The following is a 25,826-nucleotide window of genomic DNA, read 5'->3' on the forward strand; positions in this document are numbered from 1 at the left end:
AGGAGGCCGTCCCCGTATTCATCCCAAACGGTATCCCAAGCGTCGGTTACTCTTCTATTAGAACCAAGTGATGAGGTTTTTAATTGCATAACTAACTAAAAAAAGTCTTGTTCTCCTAGCTTATTTGAGGTGTGTCCATTTAAAGTTACTGCTCGTGCGGTAGTAACAAAGACCACTCCATGCGGGCGTAACTACAAAAGAGTACGATGCCTCCAACTGCATGGAACATGAGGCCTTTGATTGAACACTTTTCGTCCTTGCATGTTAAATTGTTTGCAAGGTTTCTGGGAGAATTGCGGTAAATGGGCGGATATGCGATTGCTTAACCGGAGATTCGTGTATACTACATATAATATGGCTATTTATTTGCCGTTTCCTGGATGCTTCGGTGGCGTCCCGGGCGGCTTTGAGGTGAGTGAATGATAACCGAGCAAGAGATATTGGACTTTATGCGGGAGACGGCTTACAAGCCGATGACGTACCAGGAGTTGGAGGAACAGTTCAAGATAAGTGACGCCGCGGTCTTCAAGGCTTTTTTGAAGCTGCTCAATGAACTGGAGACGAGTGGCAAAATTCTGCGTACGCGCAGTGACCGCTACGGCGTCCCGGAGCGGATGAACCTGGTGCGGGGACGGCTGCAGGTGCATACGAAGGGCTTCGCCTTCCTGCTGCCCGACGACAAGTCGCAGCCGGATGTGTATGTGAATGCTAATGATCTCAAAAGCGCCATGAATGGCGATACAGTTTTGCTGCGCATCACAGGACGGAGCGAGAACGGCGGTCGCGTCGAAGGCGAGGTCGTGCGGATTGTTCACCGTGCGGTGACACAGGTCGTGGGCACGTTTGAGAATCACGAGGTGTACGCCTTTGTCATCCCGGATGACAAACGGATTAACCGCGATATTTTTATCCCCAAGGGTGAGTTCAAGGGAGCAGTGAGCGGGCAAAAGGTCGTCGTGAAAATCATTAACTACCCGGAAGGCCGTTCGGCGGCCGAGGGTGAGATTATTGAGGTGCTGGGGCACAAGGACGACCCTGGCATTGATATTTTGTCGATTATCCGCAAGCATCAGCTGCCGGAGTCTTTTCCCGATGAGGTAATGCAAGAAGCGGAGGCTGCGCCGGACACCATTACGGAGGAAGAAATCGTCCAGCAGGGACGCCGCGATTTGCGTGACAAGACCATTGTCACCATCGACGGGGAAGACGCGAAGGACCTCGATGACGCGGTCAACGTAGAGCGTGCCGAGAACGGCAACTATATTCTGGGCGTGCATATTGCGGACGTCAGCTATTATGTGAAGGACAAGTCGGCGCTGGATCAGGAAGCCTTCCGCCGGGGATGCAGTGTGTATCTGGTCGACCGGGTTATTCCGATGCTGCCGCACCGCCTCTCTAACGGCATCTGCTCGCTGAATCCGCAGGTGGATCGCCTGACGATGTCGTGTGAGATGGAGTTCGACGCCAAGACGCTGAAGCGGGTGCGCCATGATGTCTTTACGTCTGTGATTCGTACCAAGGAGCGCATGACTTATTCCAATGTGCGCAAGCTGCTAACCGAAGACGATGCAGAGCTGCAGGAGCGTTACAGCGAGCTGTTGGATATGTTCAAGCTGATGGAAGAGCTGGCGATGAAGCTGCGCAAGAAGCGGATGAAGCGGGGCGCGATTGATTTTGACTTCACGGAGTCCAAAGTCATCGTTGATGAGAATGGCAAGGCCGTTGACATCGTCAAACGTGAGCGTTCGGTCGCTGAGCAGATCATCGAGGAGTTCATGCTGTCGGCTAATGAGACGGTAGCGGAGCATTTTCACTGGTTGAAAGTACCGTTCCTGTACCGGATCCATGAAGATCCCGATGCAGAGAAGCTGCTGACATTCGTGCAGTTCGCAGCCAACTTCGGCTACAGCGTCAAGGGCAAGGGAAATGCTGTTCATCCAAAAGCGCTGCAGCAGCTATTGGAGGATATCCGCGGAGCCAAGGAGGAGACCGTTATCTCCACCGTCATGCTGCGCTCCATGAAGCAGGCCAAGTATGATCCGCAGAGCTTGGGTCACTTCGGTCTAGCGGCAGAGTTCTATTCGCATTTCACTTCGCCGATCCGTCGGTATCCCGATCTTGTCATTCACCGGGTAATCCGGGAGGTGCTGGAGAACGGCGGTACGCTCTCTGCGTCGCGTCACGAAGCGCTAGAGGCGTGGATGCCGGAGGCGGCACAGCATTCCTCAGAGCGTGAGCGCGTTGCGGTAGACGCCGAGCGGGACACGGAGAAGCTCAAGAAATGTGAGTTCATGCTCGACAAGGTCGGCGAGGAATTCGACGGGATGATTAGTAGCGTAACTAGTTTCGGTATGTTTGTGGAGCTAGAGAACTCTGTTGAGGGTCTGATCCGTCTGAGCGACATGAACGATGACTATTATCATTTCCACGAGCAGCATATGATGCTGATCGGTGAGCGCACCTCGCGTCAGTTCCGGATCGGCGATGAGCTGAAGGTTCGGGTGTCGCGAGTGAATATGGAGGAGCATACGATCGATTTTGAGCTGCTCGATATGAAGCCTCGTGAGGGCGGTGGCAAAGGCTACTACGGTTCTTCGCCACGCGGCCGCGGAGCGGGTCCACGTCAGGGAGAAGTGTGGAGCGGCAGACGCGACAAGAAGGATAAGCGCGGCGGCGATGGCGACAAGCGCAGTTCGAATGCCGGTGATAAGCGGGGCAAAAAAGGCGCGCCAAGCGGCGCAGGCTTCGGCGGTGGCAAGCGCCGCAAGGGCGATGGCGCACCGGCTGGTGGCGGCACGCCCGATACCGGCGGACGCGGCAAGAAGCGCGGCGGCCGAATGGGCGGCGAAGGCCGCGGCACATGGGATGTGCCAGGCGGGCCGCCGACCAGTGCCAAGGAGCCGTGGTCGCTTGACGATGGCGGGCTGAGACCGCTGCGTGGTGGTGATGCAGCCAAGGGCGAGGGCGGCGAGCAAGAGAGCGGTCAAGGTGCAGGTAAGCGCACCGACATGTGGGGCCTGCCAATACGCGGTGGTGGTGGTCCTGGCCGTGGCGGCTCAGGCGGCGGCAGTGGCCGTCCGGGCGGCCCGCGTAAGCGCGGCGCTGGCGGCGGAGCAGGTGACGGTGGTAGTGGCGGCAGCGGCGGCGGTTCTGGAGCTGGAGGTTCTGGTTCAGGCGCTAGCGGCTCCGGTGGTGGCAAGCGTAAGAAGGGCGGCAAGGGCGGCGGCAGCAGCATGGCTGCTTTTGTCCGGAAGAAAAAGAAGTAGGAATAGCTGCCGGATCGGTGGGGCGCAGACGGGCGGGGGATATTGATTTCCCCTGCTGGTCTTGGTACAATTAATGTCTGGCTCTGCCAGATTCTGATGTCGTAAACGGCAGTGAGGAGTGAGGCTCATGGCCAAGAAGAAGACCGATGATCGGCCGCTTGCGCAGAACAAGAAGGCTTCCCATGATTACTTTATCGAAGAGACCTTCGAAGCGGGGATGGTCCTGACCGGTACGGAGATCAAGTCGATCCGTCGGGGGCGCGCCAATATTAGCGATGCCTTCGCCACTATCCGTAACGGCGAGATTTTCATTCATAACATGCATGTCAGCCCGTTCGAGGAGGGCAATCGTCACAATCCGTCGGACCCAACACGTGCGCGCAAGCTGCTCATGCACAAGGCGCAAATCAACAAGCTGCTCGGCCTTTCCAAGCAAGAGGGCTACTCTATCGTACCGCTTAAGATCTATTCGCGTAATGGCTTCGCTAAGCTGTTGATTGGTCTGGGTAAAGGTAAGAAGCAGTACGATAAGCGTGAATCTGCTGCGAAGAAAGATGCTCAGCGTGACATCCAGCGGGCTCTGCGGGAACGCCAGAAAGTGGCGCGCTAGGTTCTTTTTTAAGACGTATGCACCACTAGTATGACAGATGGTTGTTCTGCCTGATCTCGCCAGGGCGCCCAGTAACACGGGCGAGCATTTCCGCGCGGGATGTGGTATACTATACAAGTGACTTGATCGACAGATCCTAGTCATATGCACCGGCTCGAAGCTCATTTGCTGAAGCTAGCGAATGGCCCTTCGCTGATCCGGACGACTCCTAACTCGGGGGCGTTTCTGGATTCGACGGGGATAGTTCGAGCATGGGTGGCGGGTAGTGGGGACGCGTCCGCTTCATCAACGCTAAAGCCTATTAAACGGCAAACAACAAACAAACTACGCTGTAGCAGCTTAATAACCTGCACACGTGCTTCTACCTAGCATCGTCCATGTGCTAGGATAGGGGCTCAACTTTAGTGGACTACGCTGTCACATCTCCGCCTGAGGTGTGCTGAAGAAGACAATCAGGCTGACCCTTGCGATAGCCGGTTACGGGGCGCTCGCCTGGGTGACATCAAAACTGTGACTACACCCGTAGAAGCACATGCGCCGTTATCTTCGGACAGGGGTTCAACTCCCCTCGCCTCCATAACAGCAACACGAAAAGCCTTCAGCCCTTGATGTGGTTGATGGCTTTTTTATTCTATACAAAGGCAGCAGCCTTACTTCTAAATACGCAGTGTGTGTTATACTAAAAACAGGATGCTTTTCATCAGCATATTTCTTCTTCAAAGAGATATAATGCTGCATGAGGAGGTGGCCTGATGAAAGAAAAGAGGGAGAAGCCCATAGCACTCAATAAGAAAGAAACGACCAAAACAACGGAAACAAACAATCAAGCTGCGATGAAGGCGGCAAAGAAAGTAATGGATAAATACGAAAAGACGTTCGAAAAGCTGGCTAAAAATTAATGCTTATTAAGCTTACGCAGCAGCAAATTTTGGAGCTGCATGATTATGTTCTTCAAAAACATGGCGGTTTATTAGGAGTCAGAGAACCGGGATACTTGGACTTAATCGTTGAGAAGCCCTTTACGGAGTATTATGGTGAAGAGCAATACCCTGGTTTATTCACAAAAGCAGCTGTGTATTGGCACGGACTTGCAAAAGCTTATTGTTTTAGTGATGGGAATAAGCGAACGGCAATCATGACGGCACTTGTATTCTTGGAGTTGAATGGCTTTGAGTTGGAAGCTACAGGTGATGAGTTATTTGAAACTGCAATAAAAGTGGCGACAAGTGAAATGTCTTTGCATGAGCTGGCGGTATGGATCGAAAACTTCGTTTCAGGGACACGATAAAGTAGCGTAGATTTCCTATTTTTACCTCTGAAAGGTTAAGGGTGAAGGACATGGGTTCAACTCCCTCGTCTACATAATCAGTATCAGAAGAAGCACCTCGCTAGGTGCTTTTTTTGCGTTTTCACCTGGAATAATATTGTGGCTCACTATTGGTTCGAAACGTACATTACAGGAGTAGCTTTTGTGTTACAATGATACGGTTAGTTATTAGATCCATGGCCTTAAATTATGGTTCATACATGAATGGAGATAGAGAGCAATGAGTTTGTTGACAGTTGAACAGTTAACCCATACGTTTGGCGATCGGGTTTTATTTAAAAATGTGTCTTTTCGTTTGCTTGAGGGTGAACGTGTCGGGTTGGTAGGTGCCAATGGGACAGGTAAATCTACACTTATGAATATTCTGACGGGTAAGCAATTGAAGGACGAGGGGAAAGTCGATTGGACCCCACGCGTTCAATATGGTTATTTGGATCAACATACGCAGCTTGAAGCGGGTAAAACGATCCGTGATGTCTTAAGGGATGCCTTTTTACCTTTACTTGTATTAGAAGAGGAACTGAATGAAATTATCGCACAGATGGGCGATGCGGATTCCGATACGCTAGAACGGTTGTTATTACGGATGGGAGAAATCCAAGAACAACTAGAAATAGGCGGGTTCTATCTCATCGATGTGAAGGTTGATGAAATGGCGAATGGACTAGGACTTAACGCCATTGGCCTTGATCGAGATGTAACCGCACTTAGCGGGGGGCAGCGTACCAAGGTTCTGCTTGCCAAGCTACTACTAGAGAAGCCAGGCGTTCTCTTACTTGATGAGCCCACGAACTATTTGGACGAAGAACATATTAACTGGCTAACGAATTATTTGAAAAATTATCCGTATTCATTCATTCTGATTTCGCATGAAACCAGTTTTATGAATCAGGTCGTCAACGTCATCTATCATCTGGAGTTTGCCAAGTTGACGCGTTACACGGCGAATTACGAGAAATTTAAAGAAATGGCTGAACTCAACAAAGCCCAACATATCGATGCTTATGAGAAGCAACAGGGCTATATTAAGAAGCAAGAGGAGTTTATCCAAAAGAACAAGGCACGTGCATCCACGTCTGGGCGAGCAAAGAGTCGTGAAAAACAGCTGGATCGCATTCACCTTATCGATAAGCCAGAAGAAGCGGCAAAGCCTAGTTTTAATTTCAAAGATGCCAGGGCAAGCGGGAAAATGGTGTTTGAGGCAGATGGCATGGTCATTGGTTATAATAAGCCACTATTTCCCAAAATGGATATGGTCATTGAACGGGGAGAGAAGATTGCCATTGTGGGTTGCAACGGAGTAGGTAAATCTACACTGCTGAAGACGATTCTAGGCGTCCTATCTCCATTAGAAGGCAAGACGACACGTGGAGATTATTTGTTCCCGGCTTACTTTGAACAAGAGGCCAAGGCTCCAACGATAACGCCACTAGAGGACGTATGGAACGAATTTTCATATATGACTCAGAGTGAGGTTAGAGGAGCACTAGCTCGCTGTGGTCTGAAGAACGACCATATCACACGTTCGCTTAATCAGCTTAGTGGTGGAGAGCAAGCCAAAGTTCGTCTTTGTAAACTGATGATGCGAGATAGCAATTGGATTTTGTTCGATGAACCAACAAACCATTTAGATATCGTCGCGAAAGCCGAATTGAAGCGAGCGCTACAAGCGTATAAGGGTACTGTCATTCTAGTTTCTCATGAGCCTGATTTCTATGAGGACTTTGTAACAAAAACATGGGACGTAGAGTCGTGGTCCATGCAAAGCTAGCGCTATACAAATTTGTTTCATTGAGTCAACTGCTTCATAAAAGTTGGCTCTTTTTGTATTCAGTTAGACTAAGAGTGGATGTCTATAAGGATGCAGAGGCTATTCTGGCCTATGCGGCGGGTATGTTGCCGCCGCACACACAGAGGTCTTGTTGGCGGAAGACCTGTCCGTTGTTCTAAAGTAATAGATTATCTGCAATGAATTTATGCGTTTTTTGAGATATATTTAGAAATAGAAAATTATAAGTTATTGAGTTTTTCATGGAATCTCTCATTATTAAAAAGAACATTCCCTTGAGTGTCAACATTCACCTGATTTAGTAATCTGTAATGCTTCTCGGTTAATCCAGTAGTTACAAATTCAATAACAATATAATTTGTCCCTGTTTTCAACTGTCCATTTAAATCTACTTTATACTTATAATCATAACTGCTATTTGACACTAAATAGGCCTCAGATCCTTTGTTCATTTCAGTTTTAAGAATCTTAGTAAAAAGAAAGCGATCAGATTCTTGTGAACGCTGGAGTACTTCAACAAATGAATAGCTGAAATCATTTCCATTTAAAATAACTTCATTATTCAACTGTTCAGACTCATTTAATGTAGAAATAAATTGAATCACTGTTTTTTCAGGTAATACGTTCTTGAAATGAAGTTGGATATTATCTTTATTGAAGTTAACTTCAAACTCCATTTTTTGGTTGGAGAGAGTTATTAATATAATTATAAAGCAGATTGAAATTGATGTAGCAAACCAAATCAAAATTCTCCATTTCTTATCGATTGAATATTTTATCAAGCGTGCTATGCCAGTTTGAGTCTCTTTCCTGATTTTCTTGAAGAAGATAAATGGAGAAAATATCAATAGAATTAATATGAGAGTGACTATTGTAATATAGTTAGCAACTAATATTCCTAGAATAAAAAAACTTGAGAAAATTAAAGTGATTGATAAAATTACATACAAGGAAGCGAATTCAAAAATAGATTGATAAGCAGAATCGGCTTTAATAAATTTTTCTCCGTCGTTTTCAGATAAACTGTTGTTAAGTGCTAATAATTCAAAATAACAATAACGAACTAAAGTAATCAATAATAAAATCGCGGTTGAAAGTAAGCTAGCAGTTATTATATGTTCATGGTTTATGTAATACTTCAAATAGATTTTATCTGATAATGAACTCATCAGAAGTTGAAAAGCCTTAAAGTAGCCTATTCCCAATGCCCCGACAATTGTGGTTACCAAAACAAGTCTTCCTGTTCTTTCGCCAAAATTGATTCTATATTTTGTGGGTGTTGTAGATGTGCCTTTTGGAGAATCGTTCATTTTTTACCTCCTAATATGTTAATCTTATAGTAATTACGAAAATTACAAATTCAGGTTTCTTTATAATATATCAACAAGGAGAGACACCATGCCACTCCCACCCGAACTCTCAACAATCTTCCAAAAGAAAAATAAATCCTACAAAATGGTGCTTGTTCTTGCCATGCTTGAAGTATGGGAGCGCACCCGTCAAAAGCTCCTCTCAATGGATCAAGTAGCACAACAGTTCCTGGACTACTACAGATATAGGGAGTCTAACAATCAGCCTACGGATTCTCCGCCGGCTAATAAACGAGATAACTGGGCTGATTTAAGTCTTGCGCAAACTAAAGCTTTGTTAAATACACCGATTGAGGCTTTAAGTGAGATTCTTTCGAAGAAGGATCAAGGCCAAGTCATCACATTCCATGAGCATATCTGGGGAATGGGGGAAGACGTCCTAAACTCTCTGAAGAATTATGCCAACGAGGAGTTGGAGGGTTACAATTCTAAATTGCAAGTTAGTATTTCACTTCAAGCTCCTTTTGAGCAAATCATGTCAACTTATCTTGAAGCCAAATCAGGCCCGTTTACAAACCATACATTGGGTCAGTTAGTCCGCAATACAATTCCTAATGAATTGAAGCAGCTACCCTACATAAACGACTCCATCCGTATTCAGGGATCAGTCGGTATGGGGAATTGGGCTACGGTTCCTTGGATAGCATTAATGGATAAGCGAATTACAGAAACCACCCAGCACGGTGTGTACATCGTCTACCTTTTTGCTGAGGATATGAGTGCCGTATACTTGACTCTGAATCAGGGTGTAACGAAGCCCTTAAAAGAGAAGGGGAGAAAAGAAGGGTATGCATATTTGCAGCAAAAAACCGAGGAGCTCCAATCACTGCTTGACCTAGATGGTTTCATGACAGACGATCAAATTAAGTTGGCCGCTGGAGGACTTGGTCGTGATTATCAGGTTTCGACGATTGCGTACAAGGGTTACGAGCGTGGATCGGTGCTTAGCGATGCCCAACTGCATGCTGATTTAGAACGTTTAATAACCACTTACAGTCAATTTGTCGAGATATACGAATCTGATACAAATATGACGGTTGCTGCTGCCCATGAAGGGGAGTCACCATTGATAAATTGGAATGTATCTGAACAAATAGAACATATCAAATCGTTTATCAGTAGCAGAGGCTTTATCTATCCAGACGGGCTTATCGAAAACTTCTACCTCTCCCTCAAAACCAAACCATTTGTCATCCTGGCCGGTGTGTCGGGTACAGGTAAAACGAAATTGGTAAAGCTGTTCGCGGAATCGATTGGGGCGACGGTGGCGAATGGGCAGTATACGCTGATTCCGGTCCGGCCGGATTGGAGTGACGCCTCGGATCTATTGGGCTATAAAGATTTGTCTGGCGTCTATCGTCCTGGGCGATTAGCTGAGGTGCTTTGTGAGGCTGCGAGACCTGAAAACCAGCATAAACCGTACTTTGTCTGTCTTGATGAAATGAATTTAGCCCGTGTGGAGCATTACTTCAGTGATCTTTTAAGTGTCTTGGAGACGCAGGAGTGGCATGAGGAGCACATCATCACATCACCTTTAATCTCTAGTGCATCGCTAACTAACGACGATGATCGCGCGCGATATGGGGAGCTTAGTGTCCCCGATAATGTGTATTTCATTGGAACGGTCAATATGGATGAGACGACGCATCCGTTCAGTAAAAAGGTACTGGACCGTGCGAATACCATTGAGTTTAATGACATACGTCTGGACCAGTTCCCGCGGCGGCGTTCTGAAGAAGGCTTAAGTACAGAACCGTCAGTTGTTTCAAATGCTTTTCTGCGTAGCGACTATCTTCAACTAGTCGAGGTATTTGAGGAATTTGAAGTATTAATCCAAGATGTTACTGCTAGGCTGGTCAATATTAACCAAATCCTTGAAGCAGTTCATGCTCATGTAGGATTTCGAATAAGGGATACAGTCTGCTTCTACATGATCTACAACGAACGTGAAGGGCTACTTAATTCCGATCAAGCTTTTGACTGCCAAGTATTACAGAAGATTCTTCCCCGTCTTCAGGGAAGTAATCGCGCTTTAAAACGGGTATTGCTACAATTATTGCATTTATGTACCGGAGCGCGCTTATCAATAGAGCGGCATATCGAAGATGCTTCCGAGCTATATAAAGAGACTCAATCCAGGATTGACGAAGGGAAAGCCAAGTACCCACAAAGTGCGCAGAAGCTTGCGTTTATGCTACGGAGGTTGGAAGAGGATGGCTTCACCTCATACTGGTTATCGTAATAGCACCATGGAACTGCTCCGAGTAGAAACCAATTTATTTAATCTGTACATCCAAGGAAAACCATCTCACCCTGCTGTCGAGACATTGAGGCTTCATCGAGACCCAAGCGATGCTTGGGTCGATTCGTCTGTCCAGGTGGATGTTCTAACGTCAAAGCTCCAAATGAATCGTGTCCGATTGCTTTCGTTGGCCACTGGAGAGTTAGAGGATTATGAGACAGGTCAGCGAGGCGAGCCTATCTTTTTTGAGACACAGTCCTATGAGCTTGTAATTGAGAAGAAGCAGGAGTTACCGATTCAGTTTCACCATGATAACCTGCACCTCCGGCAAGCGATTCGTCCACTTGGAAAGTATATTCTCTCCGGTGTTCTAAACTTTCAAAATGAGATTGGTCTTACTGAATTTGAGATTCAAATGCATGGTCAGTCGTTACTGAGATTGCAATTGGAGATCTTCCCATCGAAGATGGATTATAAGCGAGATTATGAGGTCATCCTGCAGGACGTCAATCAGCAGATTTATAATTTATCTTTTGACTTCTTACGCAAAACCTACCAGCTCACGGGGCTTCGCGAGACGAGTCAACAAAGTATGACGGAGTATGTGACGATCTTACAGCATGTCTTCAGCCAGCTGATGCAGGCAGTCGAACGTATTCACCATGCGCCGCATCATACGATGGGGATGGAACAGCGGTTGGTGGATGCAGGTAGGGCAAAGCGTGTTGCCAAGCATAACCGGACGTATCTTGCACAGAGGCCGCATAAGTTCGCAGAGCACAGTCAGCTTGGGTTCATCCAAATGAATGGTAAACGACTGCTACCAACTCAAGTCTTAGAATCGAGGAAAATCGTTGATTATGATACTACTGAAAATCGGTTTATCCGATGGTTGCTCCTTCGTATCTCGAACAAACTGAAAGAACTACCGAAACAACTCAGTCGATTAGAACGGAAGAAAGATGAAATGCTTATCAAGAAGCTTGATGTGATGCAGACACAGCTCCGACGGGTCATGGCGTTTGACTTTCTCCAGGTAAGAGATATGTCTCATCTCTCAGTAACGCTTGTATTGCAGATGGCACCAGGGTACCGTGAGGTGTATCGTTATTACCTCATGTTAATGAAGGGATTGTCCATTCAGGGTGATTTACTGCGACTCTCAATGAAGGACCTGGCTCAGCTCTATGAATACTGGTGTTTTCTTAAAATCACTCAGTTGCTAGGAGAAAGCTATGAGTTGGTGAGTCAGGACATCATCAAGGTAGATCGAAGCGGGCTATTTGTAAGACTCAGTAGAGGCCAGCAGGCGAAGATGGTTTATCGCAATCCTGGTAATGGTGAAGTGTTCACACTCTATTATAATGGCTTGCCCAAAGGAGATAGCACGCCTACACTATCGCAGCGACCAGACAATGTACTCACGCTAAAGAAGAACGATGCAGCAACAGAATACAAATATATTTTTGATGCAAAGTATCGGTTGAATCCGGCCTACGAGGGAAGCTCCTATCATGATAAGTACAAACAACCAGGCCCAGAAGAGGACGATATCAATACGATGCATCGTTATCGGGACGCCATCGTTTACGATGGACAGGGGAAGCAAGTGCCAGAACGTAGTATGTTCGGGGCTTATGTTCTTTTTCCTTATAGTGAGGAGGAGCGCTTTCGAAGCCATGCGTTTTACCGCAGTATAGAGCTTGTGAACATTGGGGCGTTTCCGTTTCTGCCTGGCTCCACCGACCTAATGCGTGCATTTCTAGCAGAAATTATTCACGATAGTCCCGAGAAAGCCTTTGAGCGTGCCACCAGACCGAGAGGAACGGGAGAGTACTACCAACATAAACTTGTAGGCAAAAATGTGCTTGTTGGCTCACTGCGAGAGCCTTCTCAACTATACCTGGCGTTGGAACATGAGTTTTATCACATGCCATTACGTAATATAGAGGATCATCGGTTATTAACTCAGATTGAGTACATTGCGATGTGCCAGTCCCGAAAGAAGTTCAAGGATGAGGACAAGACAGGTATCCACTGGTATGGGAAAGTGTCGGAGTGGAAGGTTGTGAAGCGACGTGAGATCACGGAACGTCCAGCTCGTTCAGGTACGGGCGAGGAGTTATACGTGAGATTCCGCATCGAAAGTTGGCACCAACTGCCGCGTCCAATTGCATTAGGTGGACAAGGGATCTACACTTGTCTTTATACGACCAAGTACATGCTGGATCGGGCGCTGGAGATTGCGGAGCTGAAGCTAGAAGACGATGTGGATCTTCGCAAGTGGCGTGAAGTGCGTAGGTCCGGCAAAGTCAAAGTTGACTTGGATCATGAGCATGTGGATTTGGCTAGGAATGTTGTAGGGATTCGGGTGGAGTAAAGAACAGGATACTTGATACTCTTGAACAGGCTGGTGAAGCGGAATGAGCGAAAAATTCTGGCTAGTGGTTCAATATCCTCTGAAAAGTGAAAAGGGGGGTAAACGGGATCACTGGTTAAAGGAAAAAGTGATGGAATACTTGGAGATTTCTTTAACGGATACAGGCTTAGGCCATGTGGATGGTTTCGATATAGGGAAAAGCTTGGCGGATCCAAAGCAATACAGGCTGAATATCTTTTGTGTCATAACGAACGAAGAGAAGAGTATCGCCTTGGTGAAAAAAGTAGTAAAAGACAGTCGACTGGATTATACGCGAATTAAAATCGCTACCATGCCCTATGAAGAAGAAGGGACGTATACGCTGAAACTCGCATCTAAAAAAGGCGTGACCGATTTTTCGCTGTAGCAGGCAACGAACCCCACATCCTCGTGCGAATGTGGGGTTTTGTTGTCCCGAGTTGAGTTTACTACCGTTGTTTCTTATCCGGCCCTTATATAAATTGATTGAATTCCGGGCCAGAACGATCCTTCTTCTTGGCTCTGCTTTGCTGGTAGAGCGCGTAAGCGATAGAGCCGGCCGCCAGGATCAGGAAGAGCAGCGAGATCGGACGGGTAAAAAATTCGGCGAAGCTCGGGTTCATTTGCAGCGCTTCGATCAACTCGTCTTCGGCCTTAGGCCCGAGGATGAAGCCGAGGATGACCGGTCCAAGCGGCACCTTCATTTTATCCAGCGCGTATCCGAGTAAGCCGAAGACCAAGATGCACCAGACGTCGAACATGCGATTGTTGAGGGCGTAAGTGCCCACGCAGCTGATGACGAGGATACTGGGAATTAGAATCGTGTTCGGGATGAGCGCGATCCTTATCAGTATTGGGAGCAGCAGCGTTTGCAGCACGAGCATAATGATGGAACCAATCATCAGTGAGACAAAGATCGAATTGACCAAGACGGGCTGATTTTGAAACAGGCCTGGGCCTGGGGTAATGCCGTGCAGGATCAATACACCGAACATCACCGCTTGCGCGACGTCACCCGGGATGCCGAGCGTGATGGATGGAATAAAGGCGCCGCCTGCCAGGGCGCTGTTCGACGTTTCCGAAGCCACGACGCCTCCAGGATGGCCCTTGCCGTACTTCTCCTTATCCTTGGCGAACTTCTTGGCTTGGTCATAGCTGATGAAGGTGGCTGTCTCCGCACCTGCCGCCGGAAGCGCGCCGATAAACACGCCTACGCCAGAAGAGCGCAGCGTATTCCACCTCTCCACATACATGTCCTTGAACACTTGCTTGAGCGGGATGCGAACCTGCTCCTTATTCAAGGTAAGGGTTTGCTGGCGGATTTCTTCAATATTTTTGAATAATTGCGAAATAGCGAATAAACCGATCAGTACGGGCAGAATGGAGATGCCACCGGACAAGTCCGGCATGCCGAAATCGAAACGGAGTCTACCCGTCGGGTCGTAGCCGATCGTAGCAATTAACAGGCCAATACATCCTGCAACCAGTCCTTTGCTTAACGCTTGGCCGCTCAATCCAGCGATCAGTGTAAGGGCGAAAAGGACGAGCGAGAAGATCTCCCATGGACCGAATTTTAAGGCTATACCCGCAATAGCCGGGCCTAAGGCGAATAAGGCAATGGCGCCTACAATCGTGCCTACCGAAGAGGACAGGATGCCGATGCCAAGTGCGCGGCCGGGTTCGCCATTCCGGGTCATTGGGAACCCATCGAAGGTGGTCGTCACTGATGAGGGTGTTCCGGGAATACCGAGCAGGATGCTGGCGATCAAGCCACCGGACAAGCCACCGATATAAATGCCGACCATCAGCGTAATCCCCGAGATTGGATCCATGCCGAACGTGAATGGGAAAGCTAGCATAATTGCCATCGTATACGTTAACCCGGGAATACAGCCGGCCAGAATGCCGGTGAACACACCGATGGCAAGCAGCATGAAGGTCGAGGGCGTCAGCACAGCCGAGAAGGCTTGCATGATTGATGAGTAGTCCATAGCAGGTCACCGCCTAATTATCCTAGGGTCATGGCAAAACAATGTTCAATTGCCGTTCGAAAATGAAGAAAATAATGATGGTCAAAATGACGGAGGCCGGCACGTAAAGCATAAGTCGTCTGGCGCGAAAGGCCGGTTCGAGCAGCAGAAATCCGATCAACAGGTAGGTTACGGTGCTCCAGATGAATCCGATAACCGGCAAGACTGCGATGTAGACGAAGAACAGGACGAACATCACCGGAATACGCCAGTGCTCCTTTAATTTGTTGCGCAACTCGGCCATCGGCACGCTCGAAACCTTGCGAGTAAAGCTTCTTACTAGCACGACGATAGCGAATATCGTCATGATGGCAATGATGACCCTGGGATAGAAAGCGGACGATAGCGTCTGCGTCGCATTTTTGGTTGCAAACGTCCGCGATTCGTAGAAGAACAGTGCTGCGAACAGCAGGACGGCGATGGAAAAGATACGGTCCGCCATTGTTATCACCAGCCTTTAGAATTTCATTTTATCGGCGAGCAGCCCCATGGTAGCATCCAGATCGGTCAAAAAATCGCTGTATTCGTCATGTGGCTTATAGCGGGCGAAGCTGCCCAGCTCCTCGATCTTTTCTTGCAGTTCGGGATCGGCCAGTGCTTTGTCGAACGCTTCCTGCAGCGCCTCGATCAGCTCAATTGGCGTTCCTTTTGGTGCTAGCAGACCACGGTCTACCGTTACGGCAAAATCGATGCCCTGTTCCTTGGCTGTTGGCACATCCGGCAAGTATGGATTACGCTCTTCGTCGACAACGGCTAGTGCAATCGCGTTGCCTTCTTCGATATACCCTCTGCCGGAAGCATAGTCGCCAGTCATGCCGTGTACCTGATCGGCAACGAGAGCAGCGTATTGCGGTCCGGTTCCGGGGTAGTTAACGTATTTCATCGATCGCGGATCGACGCCCGCCTGGTCCAGTAGCGCGGCAATCGTATAATGATCCTCGGAGCCCACGGTATATGCCCACAGCACGGTGCCGGGGTTAGCGCGCACATATTCAATGAAGTCGTTTAGGGTTTCAATATTGTTGTCTTCGGCGAATTTTTTGCTGACGAGTGGCAGGTGTGGCGTGGATGTGACTTGTGCAACGGGCTGGAAGTCGGCGAATCCGTAATCAACGATGCCTGTATGTTGGGCAGTGGCGATCACTTGATGTGTGCCTAGGATGGTGTAACCGTCAGCTCGGGCGTCCTTTACCTCACGCGAGCCAATTGTGGCCGTCGCACCCCCCATATTAGCTGGGACAATTGTCTGGCCAAGGTGCTTTTCTGCGTAGGAGGCGATGAGGCGGAAGAGGACATCGGTCCCCCCTCCTGGCGGGTATGGAATGACGAGTTTGACCTGCTTCGTTGGAAAATTGGATGCACTCGCACCGCTAGTCTCAGATGACGAGCCTCCGCATGCGGATACAATTAAGCTAAAGGCAAGAAGGACAGATACCAGTATGGATTTCTTTGTTTTCATCTCGACAACTCCCCATTCTATATTTGTGTCAACAAAACTAACATTAATGTCTTATCTAAAATGCGTCAATATAAAAAATAAAGTGAAATAGGCATTTCACTTAATTTATGGCTTGTTTAAAGAGTAAAAGCTAACGAAAAGAAAGTTATTTACTGAATAGATAGACAATAAGAATGTTTTAAAGTGATGAATACGGTGTCAAGTTGCCAAATGATGGTGGCTAAAAATTATACTAAATCAACTATGTCAGGTAACGAAAGATAATTATATGCGGTATTTTGACACTTTAACTTACATAATATGTTGTTCTTGTGTTAAGTATTGACTGGCTAGATTTTGTTTATGGTAAAAGGCAGACATTATTCTACCCAAAAAAACCAACAGCCCCCAAACAAATCTGGAAGGTCGTTGGTTTTCTTAGTGTTTCTTCCTTTATACATCCACACCATCAAAGCTTCTTCGCATAATAAATCCACAAGACATAGAACACCACCAGGATAAACAACAGGGCACCCATTAAGGAGAAGAACACCGTGGTGCTGAAGAAGCCGGCGACGATCGTGGCCATGCCGAGTCCGCTGAAGATAATCGCCATGGCGAGTGTACTCGCGTTGCGGATGATAAGACCGGTTCGTTCGTCGGTTTCGGCAATATGCCATTGTTTTAGTTTTTCATCCTTATTTCGGATACGCATGTAGGTGGACAAAAACCAGACCGCCAGCAGTTCGAAGCTAAGGAAGGCTCCTTGGTGAAACCCTTTAATGAAGCTGGGTAGCGTGGGCAACTGGTCCCGGTAGAACGTCAGGACGAAGAAAATAATGGCCATCACGACCGCTGCTAGTGACACCCAGTTCGCGCGGGTGCGCATTTTTGCTCTGTACGTATTCATTCCCATTCCTCCAATTCGCTGAAATCAAATACTTCTTCAATTGTCATACCGAAGTATCGGGCTATTTTGTAAGCCAAGATCAAGGACGCGGTGTACTTGCCAACTTCCAGTGAGGTGATGGTCTGCCTGGTCACGCCTACGGCTAATGCTAATTCCTCTTGGGACAGCTTGCGCTGTTTGCGTAGCTCCTGAATTCGCGTTTTCAAGTGACACCTCCATCTTTGTATTTGCATAGTCAACTTTGCATTTTTAGTATAGCTTGCTTTGCATAAAATGTAAAGCCTGCTTTGCAATTTCGAGGTGGACTATTTTGCAGAGGTTCTGAGCGCCCGGAAGTGGCCGATTTTTTCAAATCCCTTAGTACTGAATGAATCGGAGTGGCCCATGCCTTCATTTTTGCTCCTACCCGTCAATATTGATACAAAATCAATTCTGAACAGCACGATCAATAGCCATGATTTACGGGAAAGTTGAGGATGGGCTACAATGCAGACACATCCTTGCCAGTGAAAACACATCGAGATTCGGTTGCGTACATCCCAATAGAGAAGTGAGGTGAACGGAAAATAGAAAGCGCTTTATCAAAAATGAAAGCGTTTTATAGTGTGGCAACCGTAGCAGGAGCATTCTGGGGCTGGACTGGCAACGCTACACATCAACTCTATTCATAGCCACGAGGAGTGAAATGAATGAAGAGAAGAGTTAAGAAGTACATATCGGTACTTCTCACCGTTTCCATGGCATGTATGCTCGTACCTTCGATGGTATGGGGGGAGGAGGTCAGCGACAACACGCCGGTGCCATTGGCCCAAGTGGGCGGTACCTTGGATTTTGAGAATGGAGAATTGGTAGGCACGGTTACGGGTGCTCCAGCTACGACGGGTACCGGTTCCATTACCGTAGCGGGATTCGATTCCAACGTACTCCGGGTGCAGCCTCCGACTTATACGGATTCGAATAGCGCTCAGCAAGCCAGTTTCTGGTGGACGCTTCCGCTGGATCAAGGGGAGTATGATCTCTCCGGCAAAGACCAGGTGGAAGTGAGCTTCGACTGGTGGGTGGATATTACAAGACCAAACGCGAATTCAATGGATGTCCGCCTGAATGATGGGACAGACCAGGTCATTACCCTCCGTAGTTCTGGAAGTGGCACCAATGCGAATTCACCGGCAACCATCTCTTATTATGCCGGCAACTCGGCTGCCAACAACGCGCCAGACTTAGGCTCCGCCACGAACGCGTTAACTGGGGTGCCGCGCTTAACCAAGCTGACAGCGACAATTCAGCTTGATCTGCTGGCGCAGCAGGCAACTCTCCAATTGACAGACGGAAATGGCATCAGCTACACCACGCCAGGGCCGGTAGCGATTGGCTCCGACAAGCTGACCAGCATGAGCATCGGCGCGAGCCGTGCCAGTGGTCAGAACTGGGCCAGGTTTAACGCCGTAACAGGTGTGGATTGGGAAGAGAGCACTTATGGGATGCGGGTCGACAATATCGTATTCCGGGCCGCTGAGTCCGGCGGTGTAAAACCAATTATTAACCCTACAAACGTGACGGTCTCCCCAGCCTCCGCCAATCTGGAGTATGGAGAAGGCTCACTTCAAGACAAACGTACGGCGACCTTCAGTGCGATAGTGATGCCTATAAATGCAGCCGACCGCACATTTACCTGGTCCATTCAAGATGACAGCATTGCCACGATCGCCGTGGCTTCGGATAACAGCGTGACTGTGACAGGCGTTGGCGCAGGCCAGACCATGCTTGTGGCCACGTCTAACATGGATGATACAATCCTGGACAGCGTGCAGATCCAAGTTACTCATGTGCCAGCGACAACAGAACCAACGCCAGACTTTTCCTCCTTACTTGAGGAAGGCTATACGCTAGCGTTTGGCAGTAGTTTTGCGAGTGAAGGGGAGCCACCGCTGTGGATTTTTAACAACGTCGGTACGCTCGCCAGAGAAACACAGCCCCAGGCCAATCACTACTTCCGGTTTGATGCCTCCGGCTCGGGTAATCGCGGCGGGCAGGGTCAGCTGCCAGAGCCGCTATTCGGCAGCAAGGTTTATGCTCATTTTGACTGGAAGGTTCCTGCCGTGACGACCCAGCAGAACACCTTTAACCTGAGCTTCCAGGACGGTTCCAATGTTCTGCTCAGTTTGAGAACGGGCACGTACAATGGTGCTAGAACGATTGGTGCGTTTGCAGGCACCTTGCCTGGGCCGACCGGTACTGATCCGAATTATTTCTGGAATAGTGCTCGTTATCAGGCGTTTAGCTATAACGCTGTGAATACGTGGTACACCGTCGATGTGGAATTCGATTTCGATACGATGCTGGCTGAGGTGTCTCTTGTACCTAGAGATGAAGCGGGGGCAGTGCCATCGGTGCTGACGGTTCCTTTCTCGGGAAGCCAGATCCGTACCTTTGTCATGACGGGAGAGCGTGCGGGCGGCAACAACATTAATATCGTGGATAATGGCATCGATAACCTGTATTTCTTTACGCAGCCGTTGTCACAGGACACGATTACAGAGGTCGTGCCATATGACTTCCTGCCTGAGCGTCCGGAGAATGCGGACAGCAACACCTGGCAGAGCTGGTCCAAGACGGTGAATATCGGGGATGTTGCGGACGAGGAAGGACTAGAACTGCCTGAGACCATTAACGTCAAGGTAGCAGGCGGCACAACCGAGACGGTTGAGGTAACCTGGGAACTCACCGAGGTTCCATGGGCCAAGCCTACTGCTGAGCTAGTCTATGACCCAGATAAGCAAGGTGTATTTTCCTACAAAGGGACGATTGTGAGCGATCCTGGCGTAGCAGTCAACCGCATGGGCGTGGAGGCGAAGCTGTTCATTGAGAACCGGCACCAGACGCCAATCACCACCGGGCCGTATTCAATGGAGTGGTTGGACAGAGGCGTCGTGGCTGTACCGGAAAATAACGACCGGGGCATCCTGGTCACCTGGCGGCTGCTCGCTTCGGAATATAATCAAGGCCTAACCTTTAACGTCTACAGAAATGGAACGAAAGTTAACGCAAGCCCTATTACAACGCTAAACTATGTAGATACTGGCGGGAAAGCCGGGGATACCTACTTAGTTGAAACAGTAACTACGGGAGCGCACAGCAAACCTGCAACGGCATGGGCCAATAATTACGTGGACATCCCATTGCAGCGCCCAGCGGACCGCCCGAACCCGGCGCTAGCCTATGGTGCGACCGGTAGTGCAGAACCAATTACTTACACCGCCAATGATATGTCCGTCGCGGATGTGGACGGGGACGGACAGTACGAGATTCTCGTTAAATGGTATCCGTCGCAGGCGCAAGACCCGGGCCTGACTAATCGGCATACCGGTGAGACGATCTTTGACTTGTACACACTGGAAGGCGAGCTGCTGTGGCGAATCAATCTGGGCATCAATATCGTATCCAGTGCGCATCACAGCCCGTTCAGCTTCTATGATCTCAATCAGGATGGCAAGGCCGAATTCGCGGTCAAGACCGCTGACGGCACCAGATTGTATCTTCCTAAGGAAGATGGAACGATCAATGACCTGACTGATGATCCGGTCTGGACATTGGGCGAAGAGGATGCCGTGTGGGTAGGCGGGCTGCAAAACCCGGCCAATGGCAACCAAGTGAATAATACCGCGCTTGGTCGCGTGGCATCCGGTCCAGAGACCTTTACGGTCTTTGACGGACTTACCGGAGAGGCGCTGGATACGGTTCCTTATTTTGCACCTTATAACATCAGCCCTAACTGGGGTGACGGCAACAATAACCGCAGTGACCGTTTCAACGGAGCGGTAGCTTATATGCCGAAGAATGGCGAGCCTGGCGCGGAGCCTTATCCGACGGTCATTGAGGTGCGGGGTCACTATGGTCCACATTTCGTTGCGGCGTATCAGTGGATCGACGGTGAGATTATGAAAGTGTGGGATTTTGCCTTGGCGGACTGGAACGCTGGCAGTAACCAAGGTAATCACAATCTGAAAGTTGCCGATGTAGATCATGACGGTTACAGCGAGGTGGTACTTGGCGCGATTACGCTGGACCATGACGGAACCATTGTCTGGAGCGGTAATGGAACACGGGGAACGACCCGGGCAGGTCATGGTGACGCGCTGCACGTAGGCGCAATGGTACCGGACAGTGATGAAATCTACGTCTTCCAGCCACATGAATCCGGGCCTCCGAACAATGTCACCCTTGTTCGTGGTTCTACTGGGGAGCCCGTGTGGACGTACTCGGCTAACGTCGGCGATGTGGGCCGCGGCGTAGCCGCCAATGTCACACCATTGCCAGGCTTTGAAATGTGGGCCATTCAAACGCCAATGTATAACATGGTGAGCGGCGAGGTCATTACGAATGAAGTTGGCGGTATTGGTGTCTCAAACAAGGCACCGGTTAACTTTGTCCTGTATTGGGATGGAGACCTGCTGCACGAGTTCTTCGACGGACCGGACAACTATAACTCAACAGAGCCACCGTCTATTACCAAGTTTAACTACGATGTGGAAACCGGTGCGAGCGAGCTGGAGACACTTCAGACATTGACCGGAAGCTACTCCAACAATGGTACGAAGGCCAATCCGGGTCTGATCGCCGATATCTTCGGAGACTGGCGTGATGAGGTGCTGGTTCGTACCAGTGACAATAATGCACTGCGGATTTATACGACCGACATTCCGACGGACCATGTCATTTACACGCTGATGCATGATCCGACGTATCGAATGGCAGTTAATTTGCAAAATTCAACGTACAACCAGCCAGCGCATCTGGGCTTCTACCTGGGTGAAGATATCCGGGCTGACGTTCAGGCGAGGCAGCTCCCGGTGCCGAATCTGTACTATACGGTCAATCAATCTTCGCTCTCAGCTGCAACGGTCACGTTCTATACGAATGCCCGCGCAGACATTACGGTGACGGCGACCTTGAATGGGAACACGCTCACTGGAATCAAGAAAGGAGATACGGCACTTGCTGACACCGACTACACGCTGGGAGTGGTAACGGATGACGGCAAGCAAGCGATCACCATTAAGAGCAGTTACTTGGCCACCCTGACCAATGGAGATGTCCTGACCTTCGAATTCAGTGAAGGCCAGCCTGCGTACCTGAAGGTGACCGTAACAACGCAGCAAACGCATATTCCGACTCCGCCTCCGGGCCCGCCGACGACTCCTGGCACCGATCCGGATGATGACGGAGAACCAGAACCGGGACCTGGCACCGATCCTGGTACAGATCCGGGAGCGGTGGGAGATAAGCCGGTCCTGAAGAATAGCATTGTAAATGCTGAGCAACTCAAATTGCAGCTGCTGCAAGCCTTGCAAGCCAATTCGCCAGTTCACTTCCCTGATATAGCGGCGACGCACTGGGCGGCATCGGCCATCAGTTATGCCTCGCAGCTGGGCATTGTTACTGGCTACCCTAGCGGGGAGTTCAAAGGCTCGAATCCGGTAACAAGAGCCGAATTCACAGCAATGATCGTCCGTACGCTCGGTATGGATACGTCAGGAGAAATCGGTTCCTTCTCCGACACCAGAGGACACTGGGCAGATGCCTATATTACTGCCTTGTATAGTGCGGGCATCGTGAACGGTACAGGCAATGGCGCGTTCAGTCCAAATCAGGAGATCACCCGTGCGGAGATGACCGCGATTCTGACGCGGCTCTTGGATATCAGCGCGGCGGACCAAGCGTCCACGTTCTCCGATATTAGCGGCCATTGGGCTGCAGGGTATATCCAGCAGCTCAGCCAAGCCGGCATCGTCAACGGTGTAGGCGACGGCCGATTCGCACCGAACGATACCGCAACCCGCAGTCAGTCGGTAACGATTATCGTGCGGATGCTGAATACCGTGCTTGATTTGGAGCTGGATGTGTAAGACAGCATAGAATAGTGATAGCCTCTCGGTCGTGGACCGAGGGGCTATTTTGTGCGTCAAGAGTGGCTAGCTCCCTGTTGTTTCATGCGAATACGTGTGATACGGTAGCTGTATCTCCTGTTCAAGCAGGATAAGCCGAATCGGAAAAACTTTAATTTGGAGGGACATGCATAATGAATCTAGCGGATACCAAGCTTGAAGTGAAACGCTTGATACGCACGAACTCGGATCGAGGCTTTCTACCCTATGGTGGCTGTAATCGCGTGTGCCATGACATGATCGTCATTGTTGGAGAGAGCAGAGCATCTGGGGATGTCAGTCTGTCCTTAGACATTCATTTGTACATTTTAACGGAAGTCATCAAGCTGATCTCTCACGCAGACTCATCGTCAGGTGCAATAACCGACGTGGTTGGGGAATGCATACAAGGGATAGAGACGATGACAAAGTCTATTTCAAATGAAGATAAAAAAAGCATGTTCCAGAAGATCATCAAGACAGCCAAGCATAAGGCGTTTCAGGAATGGTCGGAGTTTGGTTATCGGTTGCTGCGGAGTGCAGCACATGTGGTGGAAAATCAGAAGCAAGCTGCGACGGTGCATGAGCTGTTCGATGTCCTTGGTTTGATGTACGGGGACAAGGCGTACCCCGATCAATATATCATCACGCATCAGCTCATCGAGCAGTTGGAGGGCAACGAGGCGGCTGAGCGCTATCAGATGGAGCACCTTCACATTCCAGAGATGCGAACGCTGGTCGTCGAACGGGCCATTGCGGCTGAACAATACGAGACAGCTGAGAAGCTGTGCCTCGAAGTGCTGCAGGAGGGCAAAGCGTATGGCAAATCGGCTAGATGGGCGTACTACCTGGAACATATCTACACGGTGCTAGGTAATCGACAGAAACAAATCGACATGACTCGCTTGATTCTGATGGGCGGGGAGGCATCTTACTACAGGAGGCTGAAGGAGCTCTACCAAACCGACGGCGTGTGGGAGGAGCACAAAGAAGGCATCTTACGGGAGTTGTCACAAGCTTATATACCCTATGAATATGCTGTGCTGCTGGCTGATGAAGGCGAGTGGGAACGGCTGCTGGCTGTCGTGCAAAAGACGCCGATGTTTATTGAACACTACGGCAAACAGTTGGCCAAGCACTTTCCGTCGGAGGCGTATCAGATTTTTGAAGGTTTCATCGTGCGCGAAGCTGCTGCAGCCTCAACCCGGGGGAAATATAAGGGTGTCTGCAAGTTGATTAGAAAATATCACGGAGCTGGCGCAAAACAAGAAGCAGCGGCAATGATTCACCGCTTGATCGAACAGTATCCCCGCCGCGTGGCGATGGTCGATGAACTGGAGATGTTGGAGAAGAAGTTGGTAAAATCTTAAATGGCGGAGTAACTAATTTTATTTATTGTTGTCGTAGTTTGAAGATTCAGATAAAATGATAAAATAAAGTTATAATGTTAATACAGTTATAACGAATGGTGGACGTGAGATTAGTCATAACTATACAAGGAGGGGAATTTAAAAATGAATGGTGTGGTGAAGGTGTCGAGTCATAAGTCAGATGGTAAACAGTATTCGCGTAAGGTTGGACGGATGGGGAATAGCCTTGGGGTAAGCTTACCTAAAGACTTAGCTGAGAAACTTAATGTAGCTCAAGGCGATGAAATCGAATTTGTTGAAAACGACCACGGTGAGATTGTATTAAAAAAAGTCCGGCAGGTCCAATTACCCGAAAACGTAAGACCGGAAGTTCTTGAAGCGTTTTTTGATGTGTATGAAGAAGATGAGGGTATTCTTGAAGATTTAAAGGACCGCTAATGATCATATTTTTAACCAAAGAAGAGATCGTTTCCGCCCATTATTTTATGATGCGTAGAATGAATGACGCAGACCAGGCAGGAGTCAAGGATCATGGTTTACTGGAATCTGCGGTACATCGACCTCAGCAAAGTATTTTTGGAGAAGACGCTTATCCCGATTTGTTTGACAAAGCCGCAGCTTTACTAGAGTCGCTAGTAAAAAATCACTGCTTTCATAACGGTAATAAACGAACAGCTTACTTGGTGACAAAATCATTTCTGATGATTAATGGCAAGCATCTAAAAATGGAACGTAAGGCTGCTGTGGAGTTTGTCGTTGATATTGCCAAAGGAATTCATCCCGTAGAAGCTGCTGCCGAAATTCTAAAACAATCCTCTTTGGACCGAAACATAAAAGGTCAATAAGCTCGCAAAGCAAACCAACATCTCTACACCATGGGACGTTGGTTTTTTGCTGTCAATTCTTCCTGCTATCCTCCCCAACCCCCACCCTAAGCACCATTCATTTCTTTACCTCACCCCTGAAACAGGGGGTAGAAAATTGATTGCTACCCCTTCTAAACCCTTATATATCAACGCTTTTCCCCGAGCCCCCCACTTGACAAGGATTCAACCTTTCAGGTGTGTCTGAGGCTGGGTATAGTGAGGGTAGTCAAATTGCAAGCGACAGTAGAGGAGGGAGTCATATCGCACAACTAGAGACACAGACCGA

General features: G+C 48.8%; 18 protein-coding genes and 1 other RNA gene. 13 read left to right on the forward strand and 6 right to left on the reverse strand.

What is annotated here, in order from left to right; genetic code table 11:
- Window positions 1–419 precede the first annotated feature (419 nt).
- From rnr to F556_RS0128635, 6 genes are all read left to right on the forward strand, one after another.
- Window positions 420–3,266 carry a ribonuclease R gene (gene rnr / locus F556_RS0128615; RefSeq protein WP_020620430.1) on the forward strand — a complete coding sequence of 949 codons (2,847 nt, stop codon included), beginning with the start codon at window positions 420–422 and terminating at the stop codon, window positions 3,264–3,266.
- Window positions 3,267–3,393: 127 nt separating this feature from the next.
- Window positions 3,394–3,876: an SsrA-binding protein SmpB gene (smpB, locus tag F556_RS0128620; protein ID WP_020620431.1), complete on the forward strand. Its 483-nt coding sequence runs from the start codon at window positions 3,394–3,396 to the stop codon at window positions 3,874–3,876.
- A gap of 215 nt (window positions 3,877–4,091) precedes the next feature.
- Window positions 4,092–4,456, forward strand: a transfer-messenger RNA (tmRNA) gene (gene ssrA / locus F556_RS36935).
- Window positions 4,457–4,628: 172 nt separating this feature from the next.
- A complete protein-coding gene (locus F556_RS38160) occupies window positions 4,629–4,775 on the forward strand; it encodes a hypothetical protein (RefSeq protein ID WP_020620432.1) in 147 nt (48 codons plus the stop codon).
- Complete coding sequence (locus F556_RS0128630) at window positions 4,775–5,164, forward strand: type II toxin-antitoxin system death-on-curing family toxin (RefSeq protein WP_020620433.1); 390 nt, start codon at window positions 4,775–4,777, stop codon at window positions 5,162–5,164. The genes F556_RS38160 and F556_RS0128630 overlap by 1 nt, the downstream gene beginning before the upstream one ends.
- Window positions 5,165–5,423: 259 nt before the next feature.
- Window positions 5,424–6,974 carry an ABC-F family ATP-binding cassette domain-containing protein gene (locus tag F556_RS0128635; RefSeq protein ID WP_020620434.1) on the forward strand — a complete coding sequence of 517 codons (1,551 nt, stop codon included), beginning with the start codon at window positions 5,424–5,426 and terminating at the stop codon, window positions 6,972–6,974.
- A gap of 239 nt (window positions 6,975–7,213) precedes the next feature.
- On the opposite strand, the gene F556_RS0128640 is transcribed toward F556_RS0128635, so the two are convergent.
- A complete protein-coding gene (locus F556_RS0128640) occupies window positions 7,214–8,302 on the reverse strand; it encodes a hypothetical protein (RefSeq protein ID WP_020620435.1) in 1,089 nt (362 codons plus the stop codon).
- An 88-nt stretch (window positions 8,303–8,390) separates the two neighbouring features.
- Between F556_RS0128640 and F556_RS0128645 the strand changes: the two genes are divergently transcribed.
- From F556_RS0128645 to F556_RS0128655, 3 genes are read left to right on the forward strand one after another with little or no spacing between them, the layout of a single operon-like run.
- The gene (locus F556_RS0128645; protein ID WP_020620436.1) at window positions 8,391–10,604 is read left to right on the forward strand and encodes an MrcB family domain-containing protein; all 2,214 of its coding nucleotides are present in this window, start codon (window positions 8,391–8,393) and stop codon (window positions 10,602–10,604) included.
- Window positions 10,576–12,984, forward strand: coding sequence for a restriction endonuclease-like protein (locus tag F556_RS0128650; protein ID WP_020620437.1), 2,409 nt, complete (start codon window positions 10,576–10,578; stop codon window positions 12,982–12,984). The genes F556_RS0128645 and F556_RS0128650 overlap by 29 nt, the downstream gene beginning before the upstream one ends.
- Before the next feature lie 43 nt (window positions 12,985–13,027).
- Window positions 13,028–13,390 (forward strand): hypothetical protein, encoded by a 363-nt coding sequence (locus F556_RS0128655; RefSeq protein WP_020620438.1) that lies wholly within the window; start codon window positions 13,028–13,030, stop codon window positions 13,388–13,390.
- 85 nt (window positions 13,391–13,475) lie between these two features.
- Here F556_RS0128655 and F556_RS0128660 read toward each other — a convergent pair whose 3' ends face one another.
- From F556_RS0128660 to F556_RS0128680, 5 genes are all read right to left on the reverse strand, one after another.
- Entirely contained in the window at window positions 13,476–14,993 is a 1,518-nt protein-coding gene (locus tag F556_RS0128660) for a tripartite tricarboxylate transporter permease (protein WP_020620439.1), read from the reverse strand.
- A 28-nt stretch (window positions 14,994–15,021) separates the two neighbouring features.
- Window positions 15,022–15,474, reverse strand: a complete 453-nt coding sequence (locus F556_RS0128665) for a tripartite tricarboxylate transporter TctB family protein (RefSeq protein ID WP_020620440.1) — start codon at window positions 15,472–15,474, stop codon at window positions 15,022–15,024.
- Window positions 15,475–15,489: 15 nt separating this feature from the next.
- Complete coding sequence (locus tag F556_RS0128670; protein WP_020620441.1) at window positions 15,490–16,491, reverse strand: Bug family tripartite tricarboxylate transporter substrate binding protein; 1,002 nt, start codon at window positions 16,489–16,491, stop codon at window positions 15,490–15,492.
- 448 nt (window positions 16,492–16,939) lie between these two features.
- Window positions 16,940–17,380, reverse strand: coding sequence for a hypothetical protein (locus tag F556_RS0128675; protein ID WP_020620442.1), 441 nt, complete (start codon window positions 17,378–17,380; stop codon window positions 16,940–16,942).
- Window positions 17,377–17,613 (reverse strand): helix-turn-helix transcriptional regulator, encoded by a 237-nt coding sequence (locus tag F556_RS0128680; protein WP_425414022.1) that lies wholly within the window; start codon window positions 17,611–17,613, stop codon window positions 17,377–17,379. The genes F556_RS0128675 and F556_RS0128680 overlap by 4 nt, the downstream gene beginning before the upstream one ends.
- A 456-nt stretch (window positions 17,614–18,069) precedes the next feature.
- On the opposite strand from F556_RS0128680, the gene F556_RS36720 reads away from it, so the two are divergent.
- The 4 genes from F556_RS36720 to F556_RS0128700 all read left to right on the forward strand — a co-directional run bounded on the left by F556_RS36720 (window position 18,070) and on the right by F556_RS0128700 (window position 25,519).
- Window positions 18,070–23,286, forward strand: coding sequence for a rhamnogalacturonan lyase family protein (locus F556_RS36720; RefSeq protein WP_020620444.1), 5,217 nt, complete (start codon window positions 18,070–18,072; stop codon window positions 23,284–23,286).
- Window positions 23,287–23,459: 173 nt separating this feature from the next.
- Window positions 23,460–24,674, forward strand: coding sequence for a hypothetical protein (locus F556_RS0128690; protein WP_020620445.1), 1,215 nt, complete (start codon window positions 23,460–23,462; stop codon window positions 24,672–24,674).
- A gap of 144 nt (window positions 24,675–24,818) precedes the next feature.
- Complete coding sequence (locus F556_RS0128695; RefSeq protein WP_020620446.1) at window positions 24,819–25,112, forward strand: AbrB/MazE/SpoVT family DNA-binding domain-containing protein; 294 nt, start codon at window positions 24,819–24,821, stop codon at window positions 25,110–25,112.
- Window positions 25,112–25,519: a type II toxin-antitoxin system death-on-curing family toxin gene (locus F556_RS0128700; protein WP_020620447.1), complete on the forward strand. Its 408-nt coding sequence runs from the start codon at window positions 25,112–25,114 to the stop codon at window positions 25,517–25,519. The genes F556_RS0128695 and F556_RS0128700 overlap by 1 nt, the downstream gene beginning before the upstream one ends.
- Window positions 25,520–25,826: the final 307 nt, after the last annotated feature.

Origin of the sequence: Paenibacillus daejeonensis DSM 15491 (genome assembly GCF_000378385.1) — a bacterium.
In the GTDB taxonomy this organism is placed as follows: domain Bacteria; phylum Bacillota; class Bacilli; order Paenibacillales; family Paenibacillaceae; genus Paenibacillus_D; species Paenibacillus_D daejeonensis.